At 36.7% G+C, this 19,570-nt stretch carries 33 protein-coding genes and 1 pseudogene; 32 read left to right on the top strand and 2 right to left on the bottom strand.

What is annotated here, in order from left to right; translation table 11 throughout:
- The first annotated feature begins 200 nt into the window (after positions 1-200).
- The 31 genes and pseudogenes from ACTTJ8_RS04210 to ACTTJ8_RS04360 all read left to right on the top strand — a co-directional run bounded on the left by ACTTJ8_RS04210 (position 201) and on the right by ACTTJ8_RS04360 (position 15,213).
- Positions 201-695, top strand: a complete 495-nt coding sequence (locus ACTTJ8_RS04210) for a Tox-REase-5 domain-containing protein (RefSeq protein WP_442720396.1) — start codon at positions 201-203, stop codon at positions 693-695.
- Positions 696-705: 10 nt separating this feature from the next.
- Positions 706-1,419 (top strand): hypothetical protein, encoded by a 714-nt coding sequence (locus ACTTJ8_RS04215; RefSeq protein ID WP_442720397.1) that lies wholly within the window; start codon positions 706-708, stop codon positions 1,417-1,419.
- 543 nt (positions 1,420-1,962) lie between these two features.
- Positions 1,963-2,172, top strand: a complete 210-nt coding sequence (locus tag ACTTJ8_RS04220; protein WP_442720398.1) for a hypothetical protein — start codon at positions 1,963-1,965, stop codon at positions 2,170-2,172.
- 21 nt (positions 2,173-2,193) lie between these two features.
- Entirely contained in the window at positions 2,194-2,544 is a 351-nt protein-coding gene (locus ACTTJ8_RS04225) for a hypothetical protein (RefSeq protein WP_442720399.1), read from the top strand.
- 250 nt (positions 2,545-2,794) lie between these two features.
- The gene (locus ACTTJ8_RS04230; protein WP_442720400.1) at positions 2,795-3,265 is read left to right on the top strand and encodes a hypothetical protein; all 471 of its coding nucleotides are present in this window, start codon (positions 2,795-2,797) and stop codon (positions 3,263-3,265) included.
- Between the two features lie 15 nt (positions 3,266-3,280).
- Positions 3,281-3,751: a hypothetical protein gene (locus tag ACTTJ8_RS04235; RefSeq protein ID WP_442720401.1), complete on the top strand. Its 471-nt coding sequence runs from the start codon at positions 3,281-3,283 to the stop codon at positions 3,749-3,751.
- A 561-nt stretch (positions 3,752-4,312) separates the two neighbouring features.
- Positions 4,313-4,729, top strand: coding sequence for an immunity 70 family protein (locus ACTTJ8_RS04240; protein ID WP_442720402.1), 417 nt, complete (start codon positions 4,313-4,315; stop codon positions 4,727-4,729).
- 27 nt (positions 4,730-4,756) lie between these two features.
- Positions 4,757-4,990, top strand: coding sequence for an HNH endonuclease (locus tag ACTTJ8_RS04245; protein WP_442720403.1), 234 nt, complete (start codon positions 4,757-4,759; stop codon positions 4,988-4,990).
- A 74-nt stretch (positions 4,991-5,064) separates the two neighbouring features.
- Positions 5,065-5,457, top strand: a complete 393-nt coding sequence (locus tag ACTTJ8_RS04250) for an SMI1/KNR4 family protein (RefSeq protein ID WP_442720435.1) — start codon at positions 5,065-5,067, stop codon at positions 5,455-5,457.
- Positions 5,458-5,621: 164 nt separating this feature from the next.
- On the top strand, positions 5,622-5,768 hold the full coding sequence (locus ACTTJ8_RS04255; protein ID WP_442720404.1) for an AHH domain-containing protein: 147 nt from the start codon (positions 5,622-5,624) through the stop codon (positions 5,766-5,768).
- Entirely contained in the window at positions 5,756-5,974 is a 219-nt protein-coding gene (locus tag ACTTJ8_RS04260; protein ID WP_442720405.1) for an HNH endonuclease, read from the top strand. Before ACTTJ8_RS04255 ends, ACTTJ8_RS04260 begins: the two co-directional genes overlap by 13 nt.
- Entirely contained in the window at positions 5,967-6,365 is a 399-nt protein-coding gene (locus ACTTJ8_RS04265) for a DUF6985 domain-containing protein (protein ID WP_442720406.1), read from the top strand. The genes ACTTJ8_RS04260 and ACTTJ8_RS04265 overlap by 8 nt, the downstream gene beginning before the upstream one ends.
- 116 nt (positions 6,366-6,481) lie before the next feature.
- Positions 6,482-6,874, top strand: coding sequence for a hypothetical protein (locus tag ACTTJ8_RS04270; RefSeq protein ID WP_442720407.1), 393 nt, complete (start codon positions 6,482-6,484; stop codon positions 6,872-6,874).
- 134 nt (positions 6,875-7,008) lie between these two features.
- Entirely contained in the window at positions 7,009-7,338 is a 330-nt protein-coding gene (locus tag ACTTJ8_RS04275; RefSeq protein WP_442720408.1) for a hypothetical protein, read from the top strand.
- Positions 7,338-7,742 carry a hypothetical protein gene (locus ACTTJ8_RS04280; protein ID WP_442720409.1) on the top strand — a complete coding sequence of 135 codons (405 nt, stop codon included), beginning with the start codon at positions 7,338-7,340 and terminating at the stop codon, positions 7,740-7,742. Before ACTTJ8_RS04275 ends, ACTTJ8_RS04280 begins: the two co-directional genes overlap by 1 nt.
- 418 nt (positions 7,743-8,160) lie before the next feature.
- Complete coding sequence (locus ACTTJ8_RS04285; RefSeq protein ID WP_442720410.1) at positions 8,161-8,454, top strand: GH-E family nuclease; 294 nt, start codon at positions 8,161-8,163, stop codon at positions 8,452-8,454.
- 1 nt (position 8,455) lies between these two features.
- Complete coding sequence (locus ACTTJ8_RS04290; RefSeq protein ID WP_442720411.1) at positions 8,456-8,968, top strand: ankyrin repeat domain-containing protein; 513 nt, start codon at positions 8,456-8,458, stop codon at positions 8,966-8,968.
- Positions 8,961-9,149: a GH-E family nuclease gene (locus ACTTJ8_RS04295; protein WP_442720436.1), complete on the top strand. Its 189-nt coding sequence runs from the start codon at positions 8,961-8,963 to the stop codon at positions 9,147-9,149. Before ACTTJ8_RS04290 ends, ACTTJ8_RS04295 begins: the two co-directional genes overlap by 8 nt.
- Positions 9,150-9,199: 50 nt before the next feature.
- Positions 9,200-9,757 (top strand): ankyrin repeat domain-containing protein, encoded by a 558-nt coding sequence (locus tag ACTTJ8_RS04300; protein WP_442720412.1) that lies wholly within the window; start codon positions 9,200-9,202, stop codon positions 9,755-9,757.
- A 7-nt stretch (positions 9,758-9,764) separates the two neighbouring features.
- On the top strand, positions 9,765-9,956 hold the full coding sequence (locus tag ACTTJ8_RS04305; protein WP_442720437.1) for a GH-E family nuclease: 192 nt from the start codon (positions 9,765-9,767) through the stop codon (positions 9,954-9,956).
- On the top strand, positions 9,953-10,315 hold the full coding sequence (locus ACTTJ8_RS04310; RefSeq protein ID WP_442720413.1) for a hypothetical protein: 363 nt from the start codon (positions 9,953-9,955) through the stop codon (positions 10,313-10,315). Before ACTTJ8_RS04305 ends, ACTTJ8_RS04310 begins: the two co-directional genes overlap by 4 nt.
- A gap of 3 nt (positions 10,316-10,318) precedes the next feature.
- Positions 10,319-10,717, top strand: a complete 399-nt coding sequence (locus ACTTJ8_RS04315) for a DUF6985 domain-containing protein (RefSeq protein ID WP_315555377.1) — start codon at positions 10,319-10,321, stop codon at positions 10,715-10,717.
- A 106-nt stretch (positions 10,718-10,823) separates the two neighbouring features.
- Positions 10,824-10,997 (top strand): annotated as a pseudogene (locus tag ACTTJ8_RS04320) (DNA/RNA non-specific endonuclease); the annotation flags it as partial.
- A 155-nt stretch (positions 10,998-11,152) separates the two neighbouring features.
- A complete protein-coding gene (locus ACTTJ8_RS04325; RefSeq protein ID WP_442720414.1) occupies positions 11,153-11,476 on the top strand; it encodes a hypothetical protein in 324 nt (107 codons plus the stop codon).
- Positions 11,477-11,829: 353 nt separating this feature from the next.
- Positions 11,830-12,276 carry a hypothetical protein gene (locus ACTTJ8_RS04330; RefSeq protein ID WP_442720415.1) on the top strand — a complete coding sequence of 149 codons (447 nt, stop codon included), beginning with the start codon at positions 11,830-11,832 and terminating at the stop codon, positions 12,274-12,276.
- Positions 12,277-12,288: 12 nt separating this feature from the next.
- Entirely contained in the window at positions 12,289-12,645 is a 357-nt protein-coding gene (locus ACTTJ8_RS04335; protein WP_442720416.1) for a hypothetical protein, read from the top strand.
- Positions 12,646-12,744: 99 nt separating this feature from the next.
- Positions 12,745-12,876, top strand: coding sequence for a hypothetical protein (locus ACTTJ8_RS04340; RefSeq protein WP_442720417.1), 132 nt, complete (start codon positions 12,745-12,747; stop codon positions 12,874-12,876).
- Between the two features lie 200 nt (positions 12,877-13,076).
- Positions 13,077-13,523, top strand: a complete 447-nt coding sequence (locus ACTTJ8_RS04345; protein WP_442720418.1) for a hypothetical protein — start codon at positions 13,077-13,079, stop codon at positions 13,521-13,523.
- A gap of 2 nt (positions 13,524-13,525) precedes the next feature.
- Entirely contained in the window at positions 13,526-13,993 is a 468-nt protein-coding gene (locus ACTTJ8_RS04350) for a hypothetical protein (RefSeq protein WP_442720419.1), read from the top strand.
- Positions 13,994-14,045: 52 nt separating this feature from the next.
- Positions 14,046-14,321 (top strand): hypothetical protein, encoded by a 276-nt coding sequence (locus ACTTJ8_RS04355; RefSeq protein ID WP_442720420.1) that lies wholly within the window; start codon positions 14,046-14,048, stop codon positions 14,319-14,321.
- 166 nt (positions 14,322-14,487) lie between these two features.
- Positions 14,488-15,213: a hypothetical protein gene (locus ACTTJ8_RS04360; RefSeq protein WP_442720421.1), complete on the top strand. Its 726-nt coding sequence runs from the start codon at positions 14,488-14,490 to the stop codon at positions 15,211-15,213.
- Positions 15,214-15,387: 174 nt separating this feature from the next.
- Here ACTTJ8_RS04360 and ACTTJ8_RS04365 read toward each other — a convergent pair whose 3' ends face one another.
- Positions 15,388-15,618 carry an IS3 family transposase gene (locus ACTTJ8_RS04365; protein WP_442720422.1) on the bottom strand — a complete coding sequence of 77 codons (231 nt, stop codon included), beginning with the start codon at positions 15,616-15,618 and terminating at the stop codon, positions 15,388-15,390.
- 174 nt (positions 15,619-15,792) lie between these two features.
- Here ACTTJ8_RS04365 and ACTTJ8_RS04370 point away from each other — a divergent pair, with 174 nt between their 5' ends.
- Entirely contained in the window at positions 15,793-17,508 is a 1,716-nt protein-coding gene (locus ACTTJ8_RS04370) for a DNA repair helicase XPB (RefSeq protein ID WP_442720423.1), read from the top strand.
- Positions 17,509-17,628: 120 nt separating this feature from the next.
- Here ACTTJ8_RS04370 and ACTTJ8_RS04375 read toward each other — a convergent pair whose 3' ends face one another.
- On the bottom strand, positions 17,629-19,389 hold the full coding sequence (locus ACTTJ8_RS04375; RefSeq protein ID WP_442720424.1) for a thiol-activated cytolysin family protein: 1,761 nt from the start codon (positions 19,387-19,389) through the stop codon (positions 17,629-17,631).
- Positions 19,390-19,570 lie beyond the last annotated feature (181 nt).

Below are 19,570 nucleotides of genomic sequence, written 5' to 3' on the forward strand. Positions count from 1 at the left end.
GTGTTTTTGAGCTTCAAGAATCCATGTTTCCGGAACACAAATGGAACAGAGCCGTGTACACGCTTGAGAAAAACGGGCACTTCGATATGGAATTTAAATGGGATCAATCGCTTCAAGACGAGTGGGAGAAAAGCTAACCAAAATAAAACTCACAGTACGGAAACAGGATAAAAGGTATTCTCTCAAGTGCGAATGAGAATTTGAACAAAGCCGTTGATCTTGTAAAAAAACAGATTGATGAGTTTGAAGAAAGAGTATTTGGAAAACACAGCAAGACAAATAAAAGTAAAACAATTAAAATAGAGAATGATATTTCAACTTCATTAAGTGGAAAGTGGGAAACGGTTAATGAAAATATGAGTGAGTTTTCCAGAAATTATCAAAAGCAAGTAACAGGAAAAGAAGGCGTAGTATGGGTACAAAATGGCGTAAAGTTTGATGGAATGAAGGATGGAATTCTTTTAGACGCAAAAGGAAAATATTCTCAGTTTATAGATAAAAGTACAGGTGAATTTTGTGAATGGTTTTCCGGAAAAGAAACACTAGTATCGGAAGCAAGAAGACAGATATCCGCTTCTGAAGGGGCAAAAATACAATGGTATTTTGCTAAAGAAGAAAGCTTAAATGCAGTACAAGATTTATTTATAGATAGGGGAATTACAGAAATACAATTAATTTTTCAAGCACCAAAATAAGGAGAAAAACATGATACAGCGGCATTCAATACTTTTATGGAAAAAAGCTGAAAAGATAGACAAAGATTTTGACGAAATTGCGAGAGAAACATATGAAATTCTCATGGTCTTTCAACAATATCCTGAAGAAATACGACCGAACTTTTTGAGCGGTAAAACGAAAGCGACTGCTCAAAAATTTAATTGGATTTATGAAAATTTTAGGACGGTATTGAGGCATGGAGTAAATAGAGAGGATGCCACTGTATTTGAAGATTTAGGATATTCCGTCTCCTTTTTTTCTTCAATAAATGATCATGAATCATGCGGTTTTGAGATTACCGTTGGAAATAAGAATGAAAGTTTTTTTAATACGATAATTGTAAATGTACCACTAGCGTTAAATCTGTATACAAAAAAAGATGCAGATATGATAAGCAGTTTATTTCAAAAACTTGTACTTGCCTATAGACCATATTGGGGAATCGTTTCAAATAAAGTTTTGTCCAGAAAATATGGAAAGCACTTGAACGAGGGTTTGCCCGCAACCGTTCAGTGGATAAATTATTGGTCTCCGGCTATCATTAATAAAATCGGCATGGAAAAAATACATACCGTTCTGGAGAAAAATAGAAATCTAAAATATATTGATGGTATTCTTTCAATTAAGGAGACCGCTTTGGATATGACTAAAGAAGAAGATATCAGATTTCAAGATGAATTGCAAAAGACATTGCTGAAATAATTTAAAAGCAGGCTTACCGTATGCAGGGGATGTTGTAAAAGCCGGCTGTAAGGCGGTTATAAAGGGAGCCGACGACATTGTTTTTACGCTGCTCAAAAAACTTGACGCGGAAGATGCGTATAAGGCGTTCAAACTGTTTAAGACGCGATTTCTTGCAAGCATTGACGAAGCCATAGCAACGGTCTATAAATGGCTTGAGCATGCAGGCAACTCAAAGTACGGAAACAGGATAAAAGGTATTCTCTCAAGTGCGAATGAGAATTTAAACAAAGCCGTTGATTTTGTAAAGAAACAGATTGATGAGTTTGAGGAAAGGGTATTTGGAAGAGGGAAGTCCGTCAAAACAGCCGCAAACGAATCGCAGAAATATAAATCACTGAATGGAATTAAAAAAGAAACGGGGAAACATATATGGTCAGGTAAAGATAAGTATGTTCCAGAACTAGCTAATGCAATAGAAAAAAATATCCGGGAAGAGTTCGAGCGGTAGAAAAAATAATTAAAGGTTCGGATGGAAAAATAATAACAGACTTAGATATAGATTTGGATGATATTGTTATTCAAGTAAAATCGGGTTCTGCCAAGGGACTAACAGCTCAAATGCTTCGTACCGCAAAGGCAACGGGGAAAACCGTAATATCGTACACACCTGATATCGCTCAATCTGCGGCTGTTCTAAGAAATGTTAGACAAAATGGTTTTCAAACTTTTACTGATATGGAAGAATTGCTTAAATATTTAGCAAATCATTAGTTATAGATGAGGTAATTCAAAATGAAATGGATATTCTTAATCGGAAATGAAACATTTAATGTAGAGACTGTAAAAAAATTGAAGCACGCCGATATGGTCTGTTCATATGATGAGGACGGCAGGTATTGCGTTGATTTTGGTGATGATCACATTTTTTATGAGCAAATGACAAATATTGATGAGTTTGAAGGTGATATGCCTATGCTTCCGTTTATTAACCCGACAATTATCATGATGACATATACTTCATCAGAACGCGTGAGAAAAGTTCTAAGCCGAGATAATTTCCCAAAAGATATTTATATCGATAATGATTTTGGACTGATAGTATCATTGACTGAGTTTATCAATTTAGGAATGCCAATGAAATAAGTCCTAGCACAAAGCCGTTGATTTTGTAAAGAAACAGATTGATGAGTTTGAAGAGAGGGTATTTGGAAAAGGGAAGAAATCGCGCTTATCGAAGAAGAAGTCCGGCGATCTTAAACTTGAAAATAAAAAGTTTACCACCGAACCGTTTGGAGAAAACGGAAAACTAAAGCCGAACATAAAATACCGTGCCGGTGAATATAAATACTTTATACGATATACAATAATTAACATTTTATAGGAGAAAACACATATGTTTGAAGATGAATTTTCAGAATTACAGGCAGATATGGTGGATATCTGTAATGAGTATTCTCAAGGCTTTACAGACAAGATATTTATTTATGCTGCAAATGAAGGAATAATTTTAGCACAGCATTTCTATTGTATTGATTTTAATCTCTATAAATGCAGCAAACTTAATAATGCGGGATTAAAAGTTAATTTTGATGTTTCTAAAGAATGTCAAGGACAAGTTTTGGATATCTTAAATGAAGATATTCAAAAAATTCAATCCGTTTGTGACAAGTATAACCAGCCGGTACCTAAATTGATGAAACTTGTGTATGAACCCAAGACAAAAAAATTTAATGCAGATTATAAATATGAAAATCAAACTTCGGATGAGATTTCCGTTTTTGATAATTATGATGCTTGGTTTGAAGAGGAAAGAGCTAAACTTGCAAACTTAGGCGAGGAGCCTACCGGAACGCCAAAAACATAATAGGAGAAAACACATATGTTTGAAGATGAATTTTCAGAATTACAGGCAGATATGGTAGATATATGCAATGAGTATTCAAAAGGTCTTGCTGATAAAATATTTATTTATGCCGCTAATGAAGGTATGATTTTAACACAACATTTCTATTGCATAAATAATAAAGTATTAGATTGTCAGGAATTAAACAAATCTGAGTTAAATATTGAATTTGACGTTTCTGATGACTGTCAGGAACAAGTTCTCGATATCTTAAATGAAGATATTCAAAAAATACAATCTATTTGTGAAAAATATAAACAACCTGTACCAAAATTGATGAAACTTGTGTATGAACCAAAGACAAAAAAATTCAATGCAGACTATAAGTATGATAATCAAACAACTGATGATATTTCTGTATTCGATAATGATGATAAATGGTTTGAAGAAGAAAAAGCTAAACTCGAAGGCGGAAACGCGGTGCCTACCGGAAAGTACAAAGCATAAGAGAACTGAAATACGGGAATAAAATTGAGCCGGTAAAACAAAAGCCGAAACCTCACTACAAAAATGCAAAAAGCGCCGTCGGAAAAAACATCAATGATGTCGGCTCAATCGAAGGCTATGAAAAGTTCACAAGAAAAGACAGCACGCTTGGACTACGAAGACAGAAAGGTATGGCAGGCAAACTGGCGCAGCTTTCGGTTGACAAGGATGGAAACATCTTTAAGGTTGATGCGGAAGTCAAGGGCGGTAATTTATTGGATAAAAATAAAAACTCTAGACCTTCATGATGACAATCTGAATTAGATGTTGCAAAAGATTATCCAAATTACGCAGAACAAAAATCATTTCTAAATGGTCAAGATGTACCTTATGGTACAAAAGGGAGTATTAGACCGGATTTTTATAAAACTTCAAAAAGTATTGATGCAAAAAATTATAATCTAGAAAAAGAAACAGGAAAGATTAATTTAGTTAGAAATATTGAAGAGCAATATAACAAAAGAATTTATCATTTACCATCAGGAACAAAACAAACAATATTGATAGATAAAGGAGCTTTTCATGGCCGTTGGATTTAAGGTTGGTTTTTATTGGTTTCAAATTGGAAACGGAGATTTTCTTCATGGATTCTTTTCTACAATTGCAGGAAACTTGGAAAACGGTAGATGGGGGGCTGATTTTCCAATTATTATGAATGAGCTTTACAACGGAAGCTTAGAAGTTGAACATATTAATGACGCAATCAAGGAATTAAAAATCATAAAAGAAAAACTAAAAGATTTTTCTCCTGACAAGGTTATATGGGATATAGATGATTTGACTGTATCTCCGCCATGGGGAAAAAACATCAGCAAAGAAATTACCGATTTGTCTAATTATTTTGTTACTAGTGATGGAGATGACTTTATTGCATTATTCATGCACGCGCTAGAAAAAGCCGAAGAGTTGCAAATATGCATAAAAATCGAATCGTTATAGAATAGGAAAGCAATTGTCAAAATTAAAATGACAGGAAGCCGCACGGGGGATTATAAACAGGCATATGATAATTTAAATATTCCTAAAAGTCTTCGTAAAACTTTGGATGCAGATTATACTTGGCATCATCTGGACAATTTTAATCCCAAAACTAGTGAATGTACGATGCAATTAGTATTATACGATGCACATAAGGCAACATATCCTCACAAAGGTGCTGTTGCACAATATGAAAAGTATTATAATATACAATATAAGTAGGAGTAAAAGAAAATGGAAAACAAGTTTATTAATACTAAACGCTCATTGACAGATGATGATTTGGAACAATTTGAATCGAAGTTCAATGTTGTCATGCCCAAAAAAATAAAAAGCATTACTTAAAATTCAACGGTGGTTATCCAGAGCGAAGTATATTTCACTTAGCCGGAAGTGACAGGGAGTATGCAGTAAACTATTTTTTCTCAATTGGATGTGAAGGAGGAAAAACAATAGAAAAAACATGGTCTATAATACGAGATGAAAGGGTATTTCCCTCTTGGCTCGTGCCTTTGGCAGATGAGTTGGGCGGAGATATTTTTGCATACAGTTTAAGAGCTAGCGAGGAAGGTGCGATTTATTATTATTCACATGAATTTGAGTACGGAGAGAATCCAGAAAAATATGTCACATTCTTGGCGCAAGACATAGATACATTTTTGGATTCTTTAACTCCAGATGATGAATAAAAGCGCATGGGAAAAAGCCAGAGGGACAGCTGACAATTGAATACAGCCAAATTATACATACTTGGCGATTAGGAGGAATAAAGATATGAAATACTATGAAGTAGACAAAAAAACTATCGGAACAACAATATACTAAGCAGTTTCCCTTTTTGCAATGCCCGCCGATGAAAGAGGATTTATTAAAGTCTAAGAAAAACCTTTCGTTGATTGTCGGCCATAATGGAAGGCATAAGAAAAGTTATGAAAATTTTTTGGATAACCGTTTAGCACAAATTAGTAATGATTTGCAGATAAAGCATTGGCTTTATTAAGAACAAAAAAAGGTAAACCTTGTACAGCAGATGATGTTACATTGTGGCGAGAGAAAAATAAATATACATGGCATGAAGAAGTTGATTGTAAAACGATGAAAAAAGTTCCTTCTGTGATACATGGAAATATGTCTCATAATGGTGGAATTGTAAAGATGAATAATAATCAAAAAACTCAATTAAAGGAGGTAAAATTTGATGATTGATTCTGATTTTAAGGAAGAATTTGAAATTTGGGGAAGAAGCTTTCAAGTCGATGTTTCTCTTGCTTGTCATAGCAATCAAGAAGTTTTAGATTCTCAAGTAAGAATATTTAACATTATAAAGAATAAACTGAATGAATTGTATGATGTTTGTAGAACAAAAATATATGAATATATGCATAATGAAGAACGAAAGGAATTATTTCCAAACAATGAAATTCCCGAAAATATCTTCAAATTCATAATACCGAAGGCAATTATTGTCACTCGGCATACGGATGTCGATTACTTTGGATTTTTGTTTTATTTTAGGTATGACAGAGAAAACGATATATGCGTTTCTTTTAAGAATTACGAATTTTTCGAAGTGGGACCTGAATACATAATATTATAAATAAAGTTAAAAGATGCAGTTGATGAGCAAATGGTGCATCACAATCCGTACTTAATGCTATGGATAAGTATGGCATCAAATATATAATAGGAAAGAAAATCCAATAGGAGTTTATTATGGCAGATTTAAGGAAAGTAAGCAAAAAGGAACTTTTAGAAACATTCGATAAATTCTTGCTGGCCGTCGATTTTAGAATTGAACATCTTAAATATGCAACAAAAGATAATAGCTATAATTGGGATTTTTCACTAAAAAGCCTTGATAGCCTTGAGAATTTTATTCTTAAAAAGAATATCGATGAAAATCATGAGCTATTTGATGATGTCGCCAGTTATATAGGAGAAGTGGTACGAAGAAATTATGGCGGTAAATGGGAATGTTGCTTAGATATGAGAGGAAACTCTATGCTTTATGGTATGCCGGTTATTTCTGGATTTAACAAATACGGAGTTTTGCTTAGTCCGTATGAAGAACTTGGACTTTTTATATTTCGTAAAAAAAGGGAATGATTGCTAATAACATAGAAATGATTATAAATCCTCCAAGTTTTTATTAATAGTTTTACTACCTATCTATAAATTTGATTTTGAACCACTCTTGTCAAAGATAAACTACTCACTGTTTAAAGTCTTGAATTCGCAGTATGATTAAAGGAATAATGCCGCTTTACAAGATATTCGAACAACTATTTCCCGAAACGAACTATGACAACGATAAGGATTTTTATAGAAAAATAGCCGTGTATTGTTTAGGCGCGGAAAGCTCCGATAAAACCGGGGGCGAATACAAAGTAAACTTAAAAAACGACTATGACGATACAACACAGGAGGATGCCAAAAAAGTTACGGCTGAAAATACTTCAATAGAAAGTCGTTTTAAGGGAACGAAAAAAGATGTCATAATCGAAAGTAAGTGGATACCGAATATAGAAGGTCCTTATTGCACAACTATAATAATAAAAGAGGTAAAATAATGATTGCAACTGAATTAGAAAATATTATCAGAAACAGTAATGATCTTGATAGCATGCAGGAAGCCGCGGTAAAACTTTCAGAACTCCTGTATTCGCGTTTTTTAGAAATTGCTCTTGAGTATTTGGAACAGGACGAAGTTGATGCATATTTCCAGGCATTATTGATAGATTGTATCGTTCCTGCGGACATTGAGCGCGTTCTACCATGCTTATTGCACAGAGAAAAACCAATAGAATCCTATCTCTTAGGCGATATAATGAAAAATATGCTGTATCTGTCGCCGCAAGATAATGCACGTAAATATATTCCAGAAATAAACGAACGCTATCAAAAATTAACAGATGATGAAAAGGAATCTATTCGTGAATATTATGAAGAATTTAAAAATCAATATTCTTTGTAGTATTCATTGATGTACAAGAGATAGCAGACTACCAAAAGATAAAATTGCCTGACGGAGGCAAATACTCCCGGCGGGACTCGAGGTTCGCAACACACTGCAGAAAGCTCCTCTGCAGAGCACTCGCCTAATCTGTACAACAAGTTGTCTGCTGCCGACAAAGAAAAGTCGCGTATGGCACCTCATAAACGCAAACTATGCTTATGACAAAGCGGCGCTCACAAAAATCGATCCGATGTTTGCAAGAAACCAGTTCTCAGATGTAGGACACGCAGATGGGAGTGGGAATATAACGGAACGAGATTTAGAGAAATCGGCTTACATAAAAATAGAAGAGAAAAAAATACTCTATTAGATGGGTAAACAACAAATTCCGGTGATTTGAGTGCGCCTTCTAAAGCTCCGCCCGCATCATAGAGAGATGCAAATAAAAGAAGTATGGGAAAATGCAAAGAAAGACCAAAAGAATTTTTATTTTAGTAAAAATAATACGGAATATATACGTACAGAGCATGGTACGGTATCATGGAACAGAGATATACCGCGCAGTGGTCAATGGGATATGGGACACTTGCCGGATCAAAAATATTCAGATATGTACGATTTCTTTATCAGAGGCGATATTTCAGAAAAGGAGTTTTTGAAGTGGTACAGAACTGCTGAAAACTATGAACCGCAAACCATACCTTTTAATAGGGGACACAAAGGGGAATAATATGAATTATGATTTAATGGATGCATACGATTTAGCCGAACTCGGAACGTTGGAGTTATTTATAAAAAAGTTTGACAGGAAACTGTTGAACAAAAGAAATAAGTACGGATTTTCTTTATTGCATGAAGCGCTATCCGGTCATAAATGGGATATCGTGGAGTTTTTGATAAATGAGGGCATAGATGTCAATCTAAAAGACAGCGGCGGCAATACCGCGCTGCATTATCTCTGTGATACTAATGATATTACTCAAGCAATCACAACGGCAAAACTGTTATTGGCGCACGGAGCGGACATCAATATTCAAAATCAAAAAGGCAGCACGGTTTTAATATTGGCAATCTTACGGGTGCAAGGGCATGAGAATTGTTCGTTCGTTGAGTTTTTATGTCAGCAGCATCCTGATTTTACGCTCAAAAATAAAGCCGGAAAAACCGCACTTGAAATAGCGCAAATGGTCGAGGCGATTCATGAAAACTGTAAGCTATCCGAGCTAATTAGACGTTATCTCTAAAAAGCCGCCTCGTAACGGGCAATGGGATATGGGACATTTGGAAGATCAAAAATATTCTGATATGTACGATTTCTTTATCAGAGGCGATATTTCAGAAAAGGAGTTTTTGAAGTGGTACAGAACCGCAGAGAATTACGAACCGCAAACAATTCCCTTTAATAGAGGACATAAAGGGGAATAGAAGAAGTTGATATATATTAGTAATGAAAACAAATAATAAGGAGCAGTCAAATGACAAAGAAAATTGATTATGTAGAAGGCGTTAATTACGAAACAGCCGGTCTCTATACCCTTGCAATGTATGGTCCTCTTGAAGCGTTTTTAGAAAAATACGACAAGTCGAAACTGAACGAACAAAATCGGTACGGATTTTCTTTATTGCATGAAGCGCTATCCGGTCATAAATGGGATATAGCGGAGTTCCTGATAAATGAGGGGATAGATGTCAACCTAAAAGACAGCGGCGGCAATACCGCGCTGCATTATTTGTGCGATGATAATTCAACGGATTACAACGAGGTCTTCAAGCTGATTAAAATACTGCTTGATAAAGGCGCTGATGTTAATGAGTGTAATAAACAGCAGAGCACACCGCTCATAAAAGCTACTGCGCGCTCAAACGGGCCGGGCTTTGATATTTTTAAACTGCTTTTGGAACACAATCCTGATATCTACTGGAAGAATAAATCCGGCATGTCTTGCCTTGTGCTTGCAGAGGAAACGCGAGATTTTTTTGAAAATCCGCGAACGTACAATTACTTAGTCGAAAAAGGGTTGGTAAAGGAATAGCAAGTCTCTGTGCAGTGGTCAATGGGATATGGGGCATATAGTCGAGGATATAAAGAAACCGAATATTTATGCAAGGGAATACGATAAATACCTAAGAGGGGAAATAACTGAGGACGTCTTTTTAGAGTGGTATAGAAACGCTAAAAATTACGAACCGCAGCTTCCCTGCTACAATAGAGGATTGAAGGAGAAGAAATGAAAAAAGAAATAAGATTAATGCTGGAGTATGAATGTTATCCTCTTTGGATCTATGATGAAAAAGGCAGTCTTATTGATAATGACTTGATTGATGAAATTAAAAAGGATGATACATTATGCGGCATGTTAGAAGGATTGCAGACTGAATTTGAACGTTTATATGTAAATAACCAAATAGAATTTAAATATCTAGGCTTTTCTTCTGAAAATGCAAAACAAAATTTTGCAGAAAAAGTAGAAAATATACATTCCAGATTATGTAAACTTCTGGAAGATAAATATACCGTAAAAAATATGATTGATATTCAAACTCTCCATGCAGGTGGAATTTCAGAAATAAATAAATACAAAGGAATATAACCTATGAATATTGAGAAAATTATTGCAAATGTAAAGTTTGAATATGGATGGTGCTATGAGATGCCCCTCTTCTTCTTTGAAAAAGAAAGTAATATACAAATTGTATTTGATGCCTATTCTGAATCAGAAAAAATTACTCCACTTCAAGAAAGATGCCTATCGGACTTTTTTTCGCACATTGAAGACATTACGGCAAAGGTTAATGCTGAAATCAACTCTTATATGAATACATACCTTGAAGATAGCTGGACAATTCAAAATGATCTTCAATTATCCGAAATATTTATTAAGCAAGATGGAAGATTGATTTTACTCTGTGAAGCAAACTGGGATAAAGAAAACGGTCTAGGAATTCAAATTTTTCCAACGTATGAAATAGGCCCTCAAGATACTTTTTTATAAAGTTAGGTTTATATAGCAGACTACCAAAAGATAAAATTGTCTGACGACAGCAAATCCCGGTCGCGTAAGCAAAGTAAGCGGAGAATGAAAACTTGAAACGAAAGATAGAAATATGTATCAGCAAAGAAAGGCTGTTGAAATAAAAGACGGGGTAAAAGGCGAAGATCAAGGCGGACATCTTATCGTAAGAATCTTCAACGGCCCCGGCGAACGGATAAACTATATTCCGCAAAATGCCAAACTGAATAACGGCGAATGGCGGGCAATGGAGAATGAATAGAAGAAAGAATTAAGGGCTGGAAAAAAAGTAGAAGTTGAGATACAAATAATCTATGATGGAGACATTAATAAGAGACCTAAAAGATTTTTAGTTGAATATAAAGTAGGTAATGAACATACTATTCAAAAAATATTTAATAATTAAAGAGGCGATATATGGACTTATATAAAGAATTAGGAAATGCAATTCAGAAGAATATTTTTGGTGAATGGGAGAAAGTAACGGTAAAAATCGAATCCAGCCTAAAAAAAATGTGTTCATTTCAGGCAGAATATGTTTTGTCAAGTAAAGAAACGAAAGAATTAAAATTTCCCGTATTAACGGTAAGCGATTTAATGGATAGTGTTTTCGAACTCCAAGAATCCATGCTCACGGAACATAAATGGAACAAAGCCGTGTACACGCTTGAGAAAAACGGACGCTTCGACATGGAGTTTGAATGGGATCAAGCGCTTCAAGACAAATGGGAGAAGGGCTAGTCATAATCAACAACCCCGACGCAGAGCGTCGGGGCACAGTGCTCAACGTTTCGCACTGTGTGTACGATCCGGCATGGATGCCGGTGGTTCCAAACAGAAACGAGTTTTTTGCTTTGTAAAAAACTCGCAGTCAAAAATGTACAAGGATGTATATTTTTGACGAGGTGGTTGCAGTCGGGCTTTAATACCCTTTATCACGACGCAGAGCGTCGGGGTATTAAACCCTCCGCGCGAATAAAACTCAAAATACGGAAACAAAATAAAAGGCGTTCTCGCAAGCACGAATGATAATTTGAATAAAGCCGTCGATTTTGTAAAGAAACAGATTGATGAGTTTGTTAGGAGTAATGAATATGTTTGAAGATGAATTTTCAGCATTACAGGCAGATATGGTAGATATCTGTAATGAGTACTCGCAAGGACTTGCGGATAAGATTTTTATTTATGCAGCTAATGAAGGAATGATTTTAACACAACATTTCTATTGCATTAATTTGAATTTATATAAGTGTAGTAAACTTAATAATGCTGGCTTGTCAGCAGACTTTGATGTATCTAAAGATTGTCAGGGGCAAGTATTGGATATCTTAAATGAAGACATTCAGAAAATACAGAACCTTTGTGAAAAATATAATAAACCAATACCAAAATTGATGAAACTTGTGTATGAACCGAAAACAAAAAAATTCAATGCAGACTATAAGTATGATAATCAAACAACTGATGATATTTCTGTATTTGATAATTATAATACTTGGTTTGAAGAAGAAAAAGCTAAACTATATATACTTGATGAGTAGGAGGAACAAGATATGAAATATTATGAAGTAGACAAAAAAACTATCGGAACAACAAAATATTGCGATCCGCATATTATGGAGTCAAGTTCATGGAGTAATGAAAAACTTTGGAGAAATAAGTATGAGAAGCTTCATGAACTGCCTATTCCTTACTATGTGCAGAATAAGTATGAGCCAAAAGATTATGTAACATTGTACCCACGCCTCGTATCAAGACGCTTGCTGGATATAATCAAAACATTGAACAAAGATTATGAAGCTTTAGAAAGTCAAATGTATTATCAAGGCAAACAGCGGGATTTACGCGGAAAAAAATTATGGGATATGTATTATACGATGATATTCCCCGAATATGAGGTATTCAGTTGAGAGTATTCCGAGTATACAAAAGATATAAGCTATGTAACCGGTAAAGAAATTGTAACTAACTTAAAAAAAGCAGTACTGGATAAATCAAAGGTAGAAATATTGCCTAAAGAAAATAATCTCTTTTGCTTAGCAGAAAAAAAGATTATTTTGGTTTGCACGGAAACAGCAAAACAAGCAATAGAAGCGGCGCACATTACCGGCATTGCATTTATAGAGCTTGAGGTGCTGTAAAGAGTGTAAAGGGCGGGAATAAGATTGAGCCGGTAAAACAAAAGCCGAAGCCTCACTACAAGAATGCAAAAAGCGCCATCGGAAAAAACATCAATAATGTTGAAAATATTACTAGAGCAGACACAAAATTATTAGATAATACAGGGAAATTTAAAAATCAGACGCAGGAAAATAACTACCAAGCATATGTAAAGCGAAAAATGCGGAAAGGACAAACTTCTAAAAACCGTTTGGAATGGAAAGAAGCAAGTGATTATTGGACTAAAGAATCTCCTGTAGCACGAGGAAATAATTTTAATAAAAAAGTGCGTGCTTCTAAAAAATATCCATATTATGAAATACATTTGAAAAACGGGAAAAGACTAGATTCGTATGATCCTATTATCGGAGAAATTATCTCAAGAAAAGCAACGGATTTGAGTAAAATAACAGAAGAAACTTACAGAGGATATTTGAAAGAATTTTCTCAAAAATATTCTATTGGAACAAAAATGAGCTCAAATGCATATCCTGATTTGAATGAAAAAATTCTGGAAGGTAATTATATTTTTGAAATACCAGCAAGAAATGCTAATATAAGCGGCATTGAACATTACAAAGATATTGCAAAAGAATATAATGTAGTCATAAGATTTACGGAGGAATGAGAATGACGGAATTAAATCCCAAAATAAAAGAAGCGTTGATAAGGATTGATTTTATAAAACGCTATGAAGCATTATCCCATAAGTATGCTTCTGATAGAACGCCGTCAGCAAAGAGGCTTGTTTATATTGACGGCGAAGAAGTCATGGAAACAATAGCAGGTTTGGGATATAAGCCATTGTTTGATACAAAAGAAAAATTTTTTAAAATTAAAGAAGAACAAGCCGGAAACCTTGCGTTTGGGTTTCATATTATTCTTCGCGATGGCTCTGCTGATTTAGTTTGGGTGGTTAAAGAAAATGGCGAGTTACTTTTAGGTTCCCCTTGGAGTTTATATTCAAGGCTAATAATTAATCCGGACTATAAAATAATGCCTCCATTTTTTAGTTCGTATGAAGATTTAGATGACATTTTTTATATAGTATTTAAGATGTATGAAGATTTTAAGAAGACTATGACCGCTATCCAATAAGCAAATAAAACATGACCAGGACGGCACGCTTGGCCTACGAAGACAGAAAGGTATGGCAGGCAAGTTGGAGCAGCTTAAAGTTGACAAGGATGGAAACATCCACAGTGTCGATTCGGAGATTAAAAAAAATAAAAAAACTGCCGATAAAATTATCAATAAATCTTCTCAAAAAAATACTACTGAAAACTTAATACCAGGAACTCCTGAGCATAAAACTCAAAGATGGAAAGATTACGAGGCAAATAAAGGGGACAACAGTAATTGGACCTATGATCGCTGGAGTAAACAGTACGATACCATTATTAATAGTTTTACTACCTATCTATAAATTTGATTTTGAACCACTCTTGTCAAAGATAAACTACTCACTGTTTAAAGTCTTGAATTCGCAGTATGATTAAAGGAATAATGCCGCTTTACAAGATATTCGAACAACTATTTCCCGAAACAAATTATGACAACGATAAGGATTTTTATAGAAAAATAGCCGTGTATTGTTTAGGCGCGTAAAGCTAAATCCCTTTACAAAGATAGATATAGAAACTCCTGACGGAAAAACATGCACAGTTGCTGCCGCAGCTCTTATTTTACAAGATACTGCCGATTCGTTATGGGAAAAGGAAGGTGATGAATATTTTGTTGAGCTTGATTCAGATTTCAAGCCGAATAATATTAAAAATCTGAAAAAGGCTGTGGAGACATTCACTTTAGACGGAAACAGCAAGGTAAAATCAACATTATATTACAATCAAAATAAGAGGCTTTCACAGTCATATTTTGAATATGATAACAATCAAATTACATACGTCAAATCAGACTACAAAACTCACCCAGATGGACTGAAAACTCTTGAGAATTATTATTCATATCCAGACTATACTTATGAAAATGATAATCCTTACTTGCAAATAGCTATCTATGAAAATAACCCACATGGATTATTAAAACAAATAAATACAGAAAACCCGGATGGAACTTATTTTCATGAATATTATTTAGATATAACAAAAAGAAGTACACTGTTTACAAAATATGTTAGTAAATACAGCAAAGAAAGAAAGGAACTGTATTCTGAGCAATACTATGAAAAACAACTTTACAAGGGAAAAGTATATAGAATCATTGAGTACAGAGATGAAAACGCGAGCGTAATAAGTACTTTATATTACGACAAGGACGGCAACGAAATCCCAAAGAGCGAGCTTGGCATCTCGGAGTAAAATGGCCATAAACCATAGAAGAAAGTGAAAAATGTATACTGCGCCCTTTTGTCAATACAAAAAAATAATTTATTTAAGGTGTATTTAAGCAGCCATATTTCTATCCGGCTTTTCCGACCGGAAGCTTTGATACATATCATCGAGAACTTCATAATCAAGTCCCTGCTGTAAGCGCTAGGAGGTTTTCAGTAGATATGGATATTTCTTATGCCGTTTACAGCTTTTTGACAGGTTTTTACCTGGAAACACCGCCATCACTCCAAATCGTTTCATCACACGTCTGAGTTGTTTTTCTGTTGCCTCTTCTCCTTGCCTTTTGATTTCTCGCCATATCTTGCGGTAGCCTTTTTCAGAATGTTCGAGCTGTATTACTTGTATCTGCTTCAGCAGTTCAAAATCTTTCATTTTTATATCCACTTTCAATCTGATTTATACTATTACGCAGATATTTCATATTTTCTTCTGAATAAACATACGGATACTCAGATGCTTTCAAAGCAAATGGCAGCTCATTTTCCCAACAGGATATAAAAATAAGCAGTTTGACTAAATTGTCCCGATACCGTACAATAGCCCGTTATGCCGAATCCACTATTACCGCTGATTATCCAAGGCGACCGCTCCATATTGCTCGATGTACATAGTCCTGATGCGCTCGAAGCCCGTTTTGCGCTCATTCCCTTTGCCGAACTGGAAAAATCTCCGGAACATTTACATACCTATCGGCTCACCGGCTTGTCGCTTTGGAATGCAGCAAGCGCGGGTTTGACAGCCGAAAAAATTATCACAACGCTGCAGCGATTCGCCCGTTTTGATGTTCCCCCTGCTGTTATTAGCTGGATTGAAGAAACATTCGGCAGATATGGCAAAATCACCCTGACAGCATGCGAAGACCCTGCGTTTTTATATCTTACTGCGGAAAGCGAACGTATCTATCGAGAGCTGAAAGCGGCTCCTAAGCTTTCAAAATACTTACTTGCAGCAGAAAAACCGCACTCATTTTTGATTGCGCTTTTAAATCGCGGTACGGTAAAACAGGTTCTGCTTAAAATGGGCTGGCCGGTACGGGATCAAGTGCCGCTGAAAGACGGAGCACCGCTTGCCATTCCCTTACGAACACAAACAAAGAAAGGCATGGACTTTAGCATCCGTAATTACCAGCGGGAAGCAGCGGACGCCTTTACCGGCGATAAGGGGCCGGGAACGGGGTTCGGCACCATTGTTTTGCCGTGCGGAGCTGGAAAAACAATCGTCGGTATGCTGGTGATGTCGATGCTAAACACCGATACGCTCATTCTTACTACCAATACTGCTGCAGTGTATCAGTGGAAACGCGAATTACTCGATAAAACCGGTCTTGAAGACGATTGTATCGGCATATACTCAAGCGATAGCAAAGAAATTAAACCGGTTACCGTGGCAACGTATCAGATTTTAACATGGAGACCGGACACTGAATCGGAATTTCCGCACTTCCGCCTTTTCCGTGAGCGGAATTGGGGGCTGATTATCTATGATGAGGTGCATTTACTACCTGCTCCGGTGTTCCGCATTACCGCAGAGCTGCAAGTTATCCGGCGGCTCGGTTTAACGGCAACCCTGATCCGGGAAGACGGATGCGAAGGGGATGTATTCAGTTTGGTTGGTCCCAAACGGTATGATGTTCCGTGGAAGGAATTGGAAGAAAAAGGCTGGATTGCACACGCCTATTGCACGGAAATACGAATACCGCTGCCGGTTTCAAAAGAAATAGAATACGCTGCTGCCCCGTTACGGGAAAAACATAGGATTGCAAGCGAAAATGAAGCAAAAATCGAGGTTGCCCGGCAGCTGCTGATGCGGCACTCGGAAGATCAGATTTTAATCATTGGACAATACATCACGCAGCTTAAAAAGATTGCGGAAGCCGTACATGCGCCGCTCATTACCGGTAAAACCCCGAATGCAGAACGGGAATCCCTCTACGAAGCGTTCCGGAGCGGCAGTATCAGCGTATTAGTGGTCTCTAAGGTAGCAAATTTTGCAATCGATTTACCGGATGCTTCGGTTGCTATTCAGATTTCCGGTACCTTCGGCAGCAGGCAGGAAGAGGCTCAGCGGTTGGGGCGTATTCTCCGTCCCAAAGAACGGAATGCGTTTTTTTACACATTGGTAACCCGCCATTCCGTAGAAGAAGAATGCGCCGATCATCGCCAAAAATTCCTCGCGGAGCAAGGCTATGCGTACTCACTCATCACCGACACGGATATGCAGCTGAATCTGCCGCTTTGCGCACCATCGCTCAAGAATAGCTGATACTCCGTTTATAATTATAAAAACTCCCGCCTCAGGCTATCATCATATTCTTAAAAAAGGTTTTTCGAATCACTCCCCCCGAGACTGAGCATCGGGGGTATTTGTTTGTTATGTATTTCCTTACGGCACCTTCTTTACATCAAATTTAATATCAAAAGTTAAGGTTTCCTCCGGAAAACCTTCACGATACAGTGTTATAGGTTCCAGCTTGTTGCGAGTCAGACCGGAAATGCTCTTTAGCTTATCATCAACGGGATTCTTTGTGGTAAACCGCCGCGGCGCTTCAGAGCCAACTTCTGTTCGTATCTCAAACACCAATTCTGCCGTAGACACGTTTTGCGGAATCACAATGGATTGAGTCAGCTTTTGCGGGGTTTTTGCTTCTTGGTTTATCACAGCCAATTTAGGGTGCCCCGATGTACCATCATGCTGAAATATCATTTTGCAGAGGTCTTTTCTGCCTTGAGGCTGTATGCCTACAGTACCAACAACATTTGCACTATGAAAATCCTTGCATGTTAATTTTACATTGGTAACTGTTGCACTTATTTCGTATCCTTCTGCCGGAATTTCTTTCCGCTCCACCGTTTTGTATGAACCGCCATACTTAATATGCGCGGGAGCATTGTCATCTAAGAACCGCAGCTGATACTTAATAATCTGCCCCGGATTACCGGAAGAGAAGCCTCCGTTTACGATGTATCTCTGAAATTGTGCCACATTAGTAACTGCTTGACTGCCTCCGCCAATAATATTGATGGTAATAACAGCATTGTCTTGCAATTCTTTAATCGCCGCATTAAGATCGACATCACCGATATTAGTTGTTCCACGCTTTAAGACCGTCTCAAAACTCGGTTTTAATTCCTGCCATGTTTTCTTGGATTCAACAGTCAGATACGCGATACGCCCGTAGGATACCGATGATACATATACCGGTATCCGCTCGCCGGCAACTTCGCGAGGAATGTCAAGCATCAGCGGTACATTCTCTTGATCCACATCGACAGTATAGAATGTCTCCACGAATTTAATAAGGTGCCGATGCAGATTATCACCATCTTTGAATTTAAATCCGGCAGCAATCTTACTTTTAATACCTGCTGCAGCAAAACCGACTCCCACTTTAAATTGAGTATCAAAGCTTTGTTCGTTTTTAATTTCTGTTTCTTCATAGCTTAAAGAAGCCGAAGCGTGATAGGTGATATGCTGGCTAAGCACTTCATTGTGCAGCTTCCTATATGCTGCTAAAGTCGGAATGATTTTGCCGGAAGTTATTCCTGCTTGACCGCCCTTTTCTTTATCTTTTACACCTTGAAGACTAAAGGAAATCGTTGCTTCCCGCTTGCGTCCCTGGCTAATTTCGCGATAGCTGCCTTTATCAATACTGCTTCCAACAAGCACAGCCCCCGGATATATTGAATTATGTGCCGGATCAAGCAAAATATTGTCCTTAAAGGCTGCCGTAATGTCATATTCAATTTCTTTTTCGACATACTTGACTACCTGCCCTTGAGCATTCAGTTTCATCTCGGATTCACTGCGCTGTGTTTCCTGTATGATCATTTTGCGAAGTTCTTGTGGAGACCGAGACAAGGTATCAGGAATGGTAAACCCTTGATATGCTCCTACACCGGAATTATTCGGCTGCTGGTTTTCAGTCTGTTTGTTCTCTCCATCTTTTTTGCTCTTGTCTTTTCCCTGCTTCTTTTCTTTTTTCGATCCGGTAGACAATTCTATCGCTTTTTTTTGCTGCGTTTCCGTTACCAGCGGTTTTGCCGGTTGTTGACATCCGGCGCTCACAACAGCAGCGATAAAAAGAAGCGGCACGGTATACCATTTCATCCGTGCTATGAACTTTGTCCATATTTGTTGTTGCATAGAAACCTCCTTGTGGTCGATGCTGTTATGTCTATAAAGCGTGGAGGCAAAAATGGCTAAAAATTTGAGAAAAAAATAAAAAAAGTTAAAAAATTGTTCGCGTATGTATATCAATAAGTAATACGCTCATGAGCTGCGGCTGAACTGATAATCTTAGGGATGTGATTGAAAATAGGGCATC

It is taken from the genome of Treponema sp., from assembly GCF_052169735.1.
GTDB lineage: Bacteria > Spirochaetota > Spirochaetia > Treponematales > Treponemataceae > Treponema.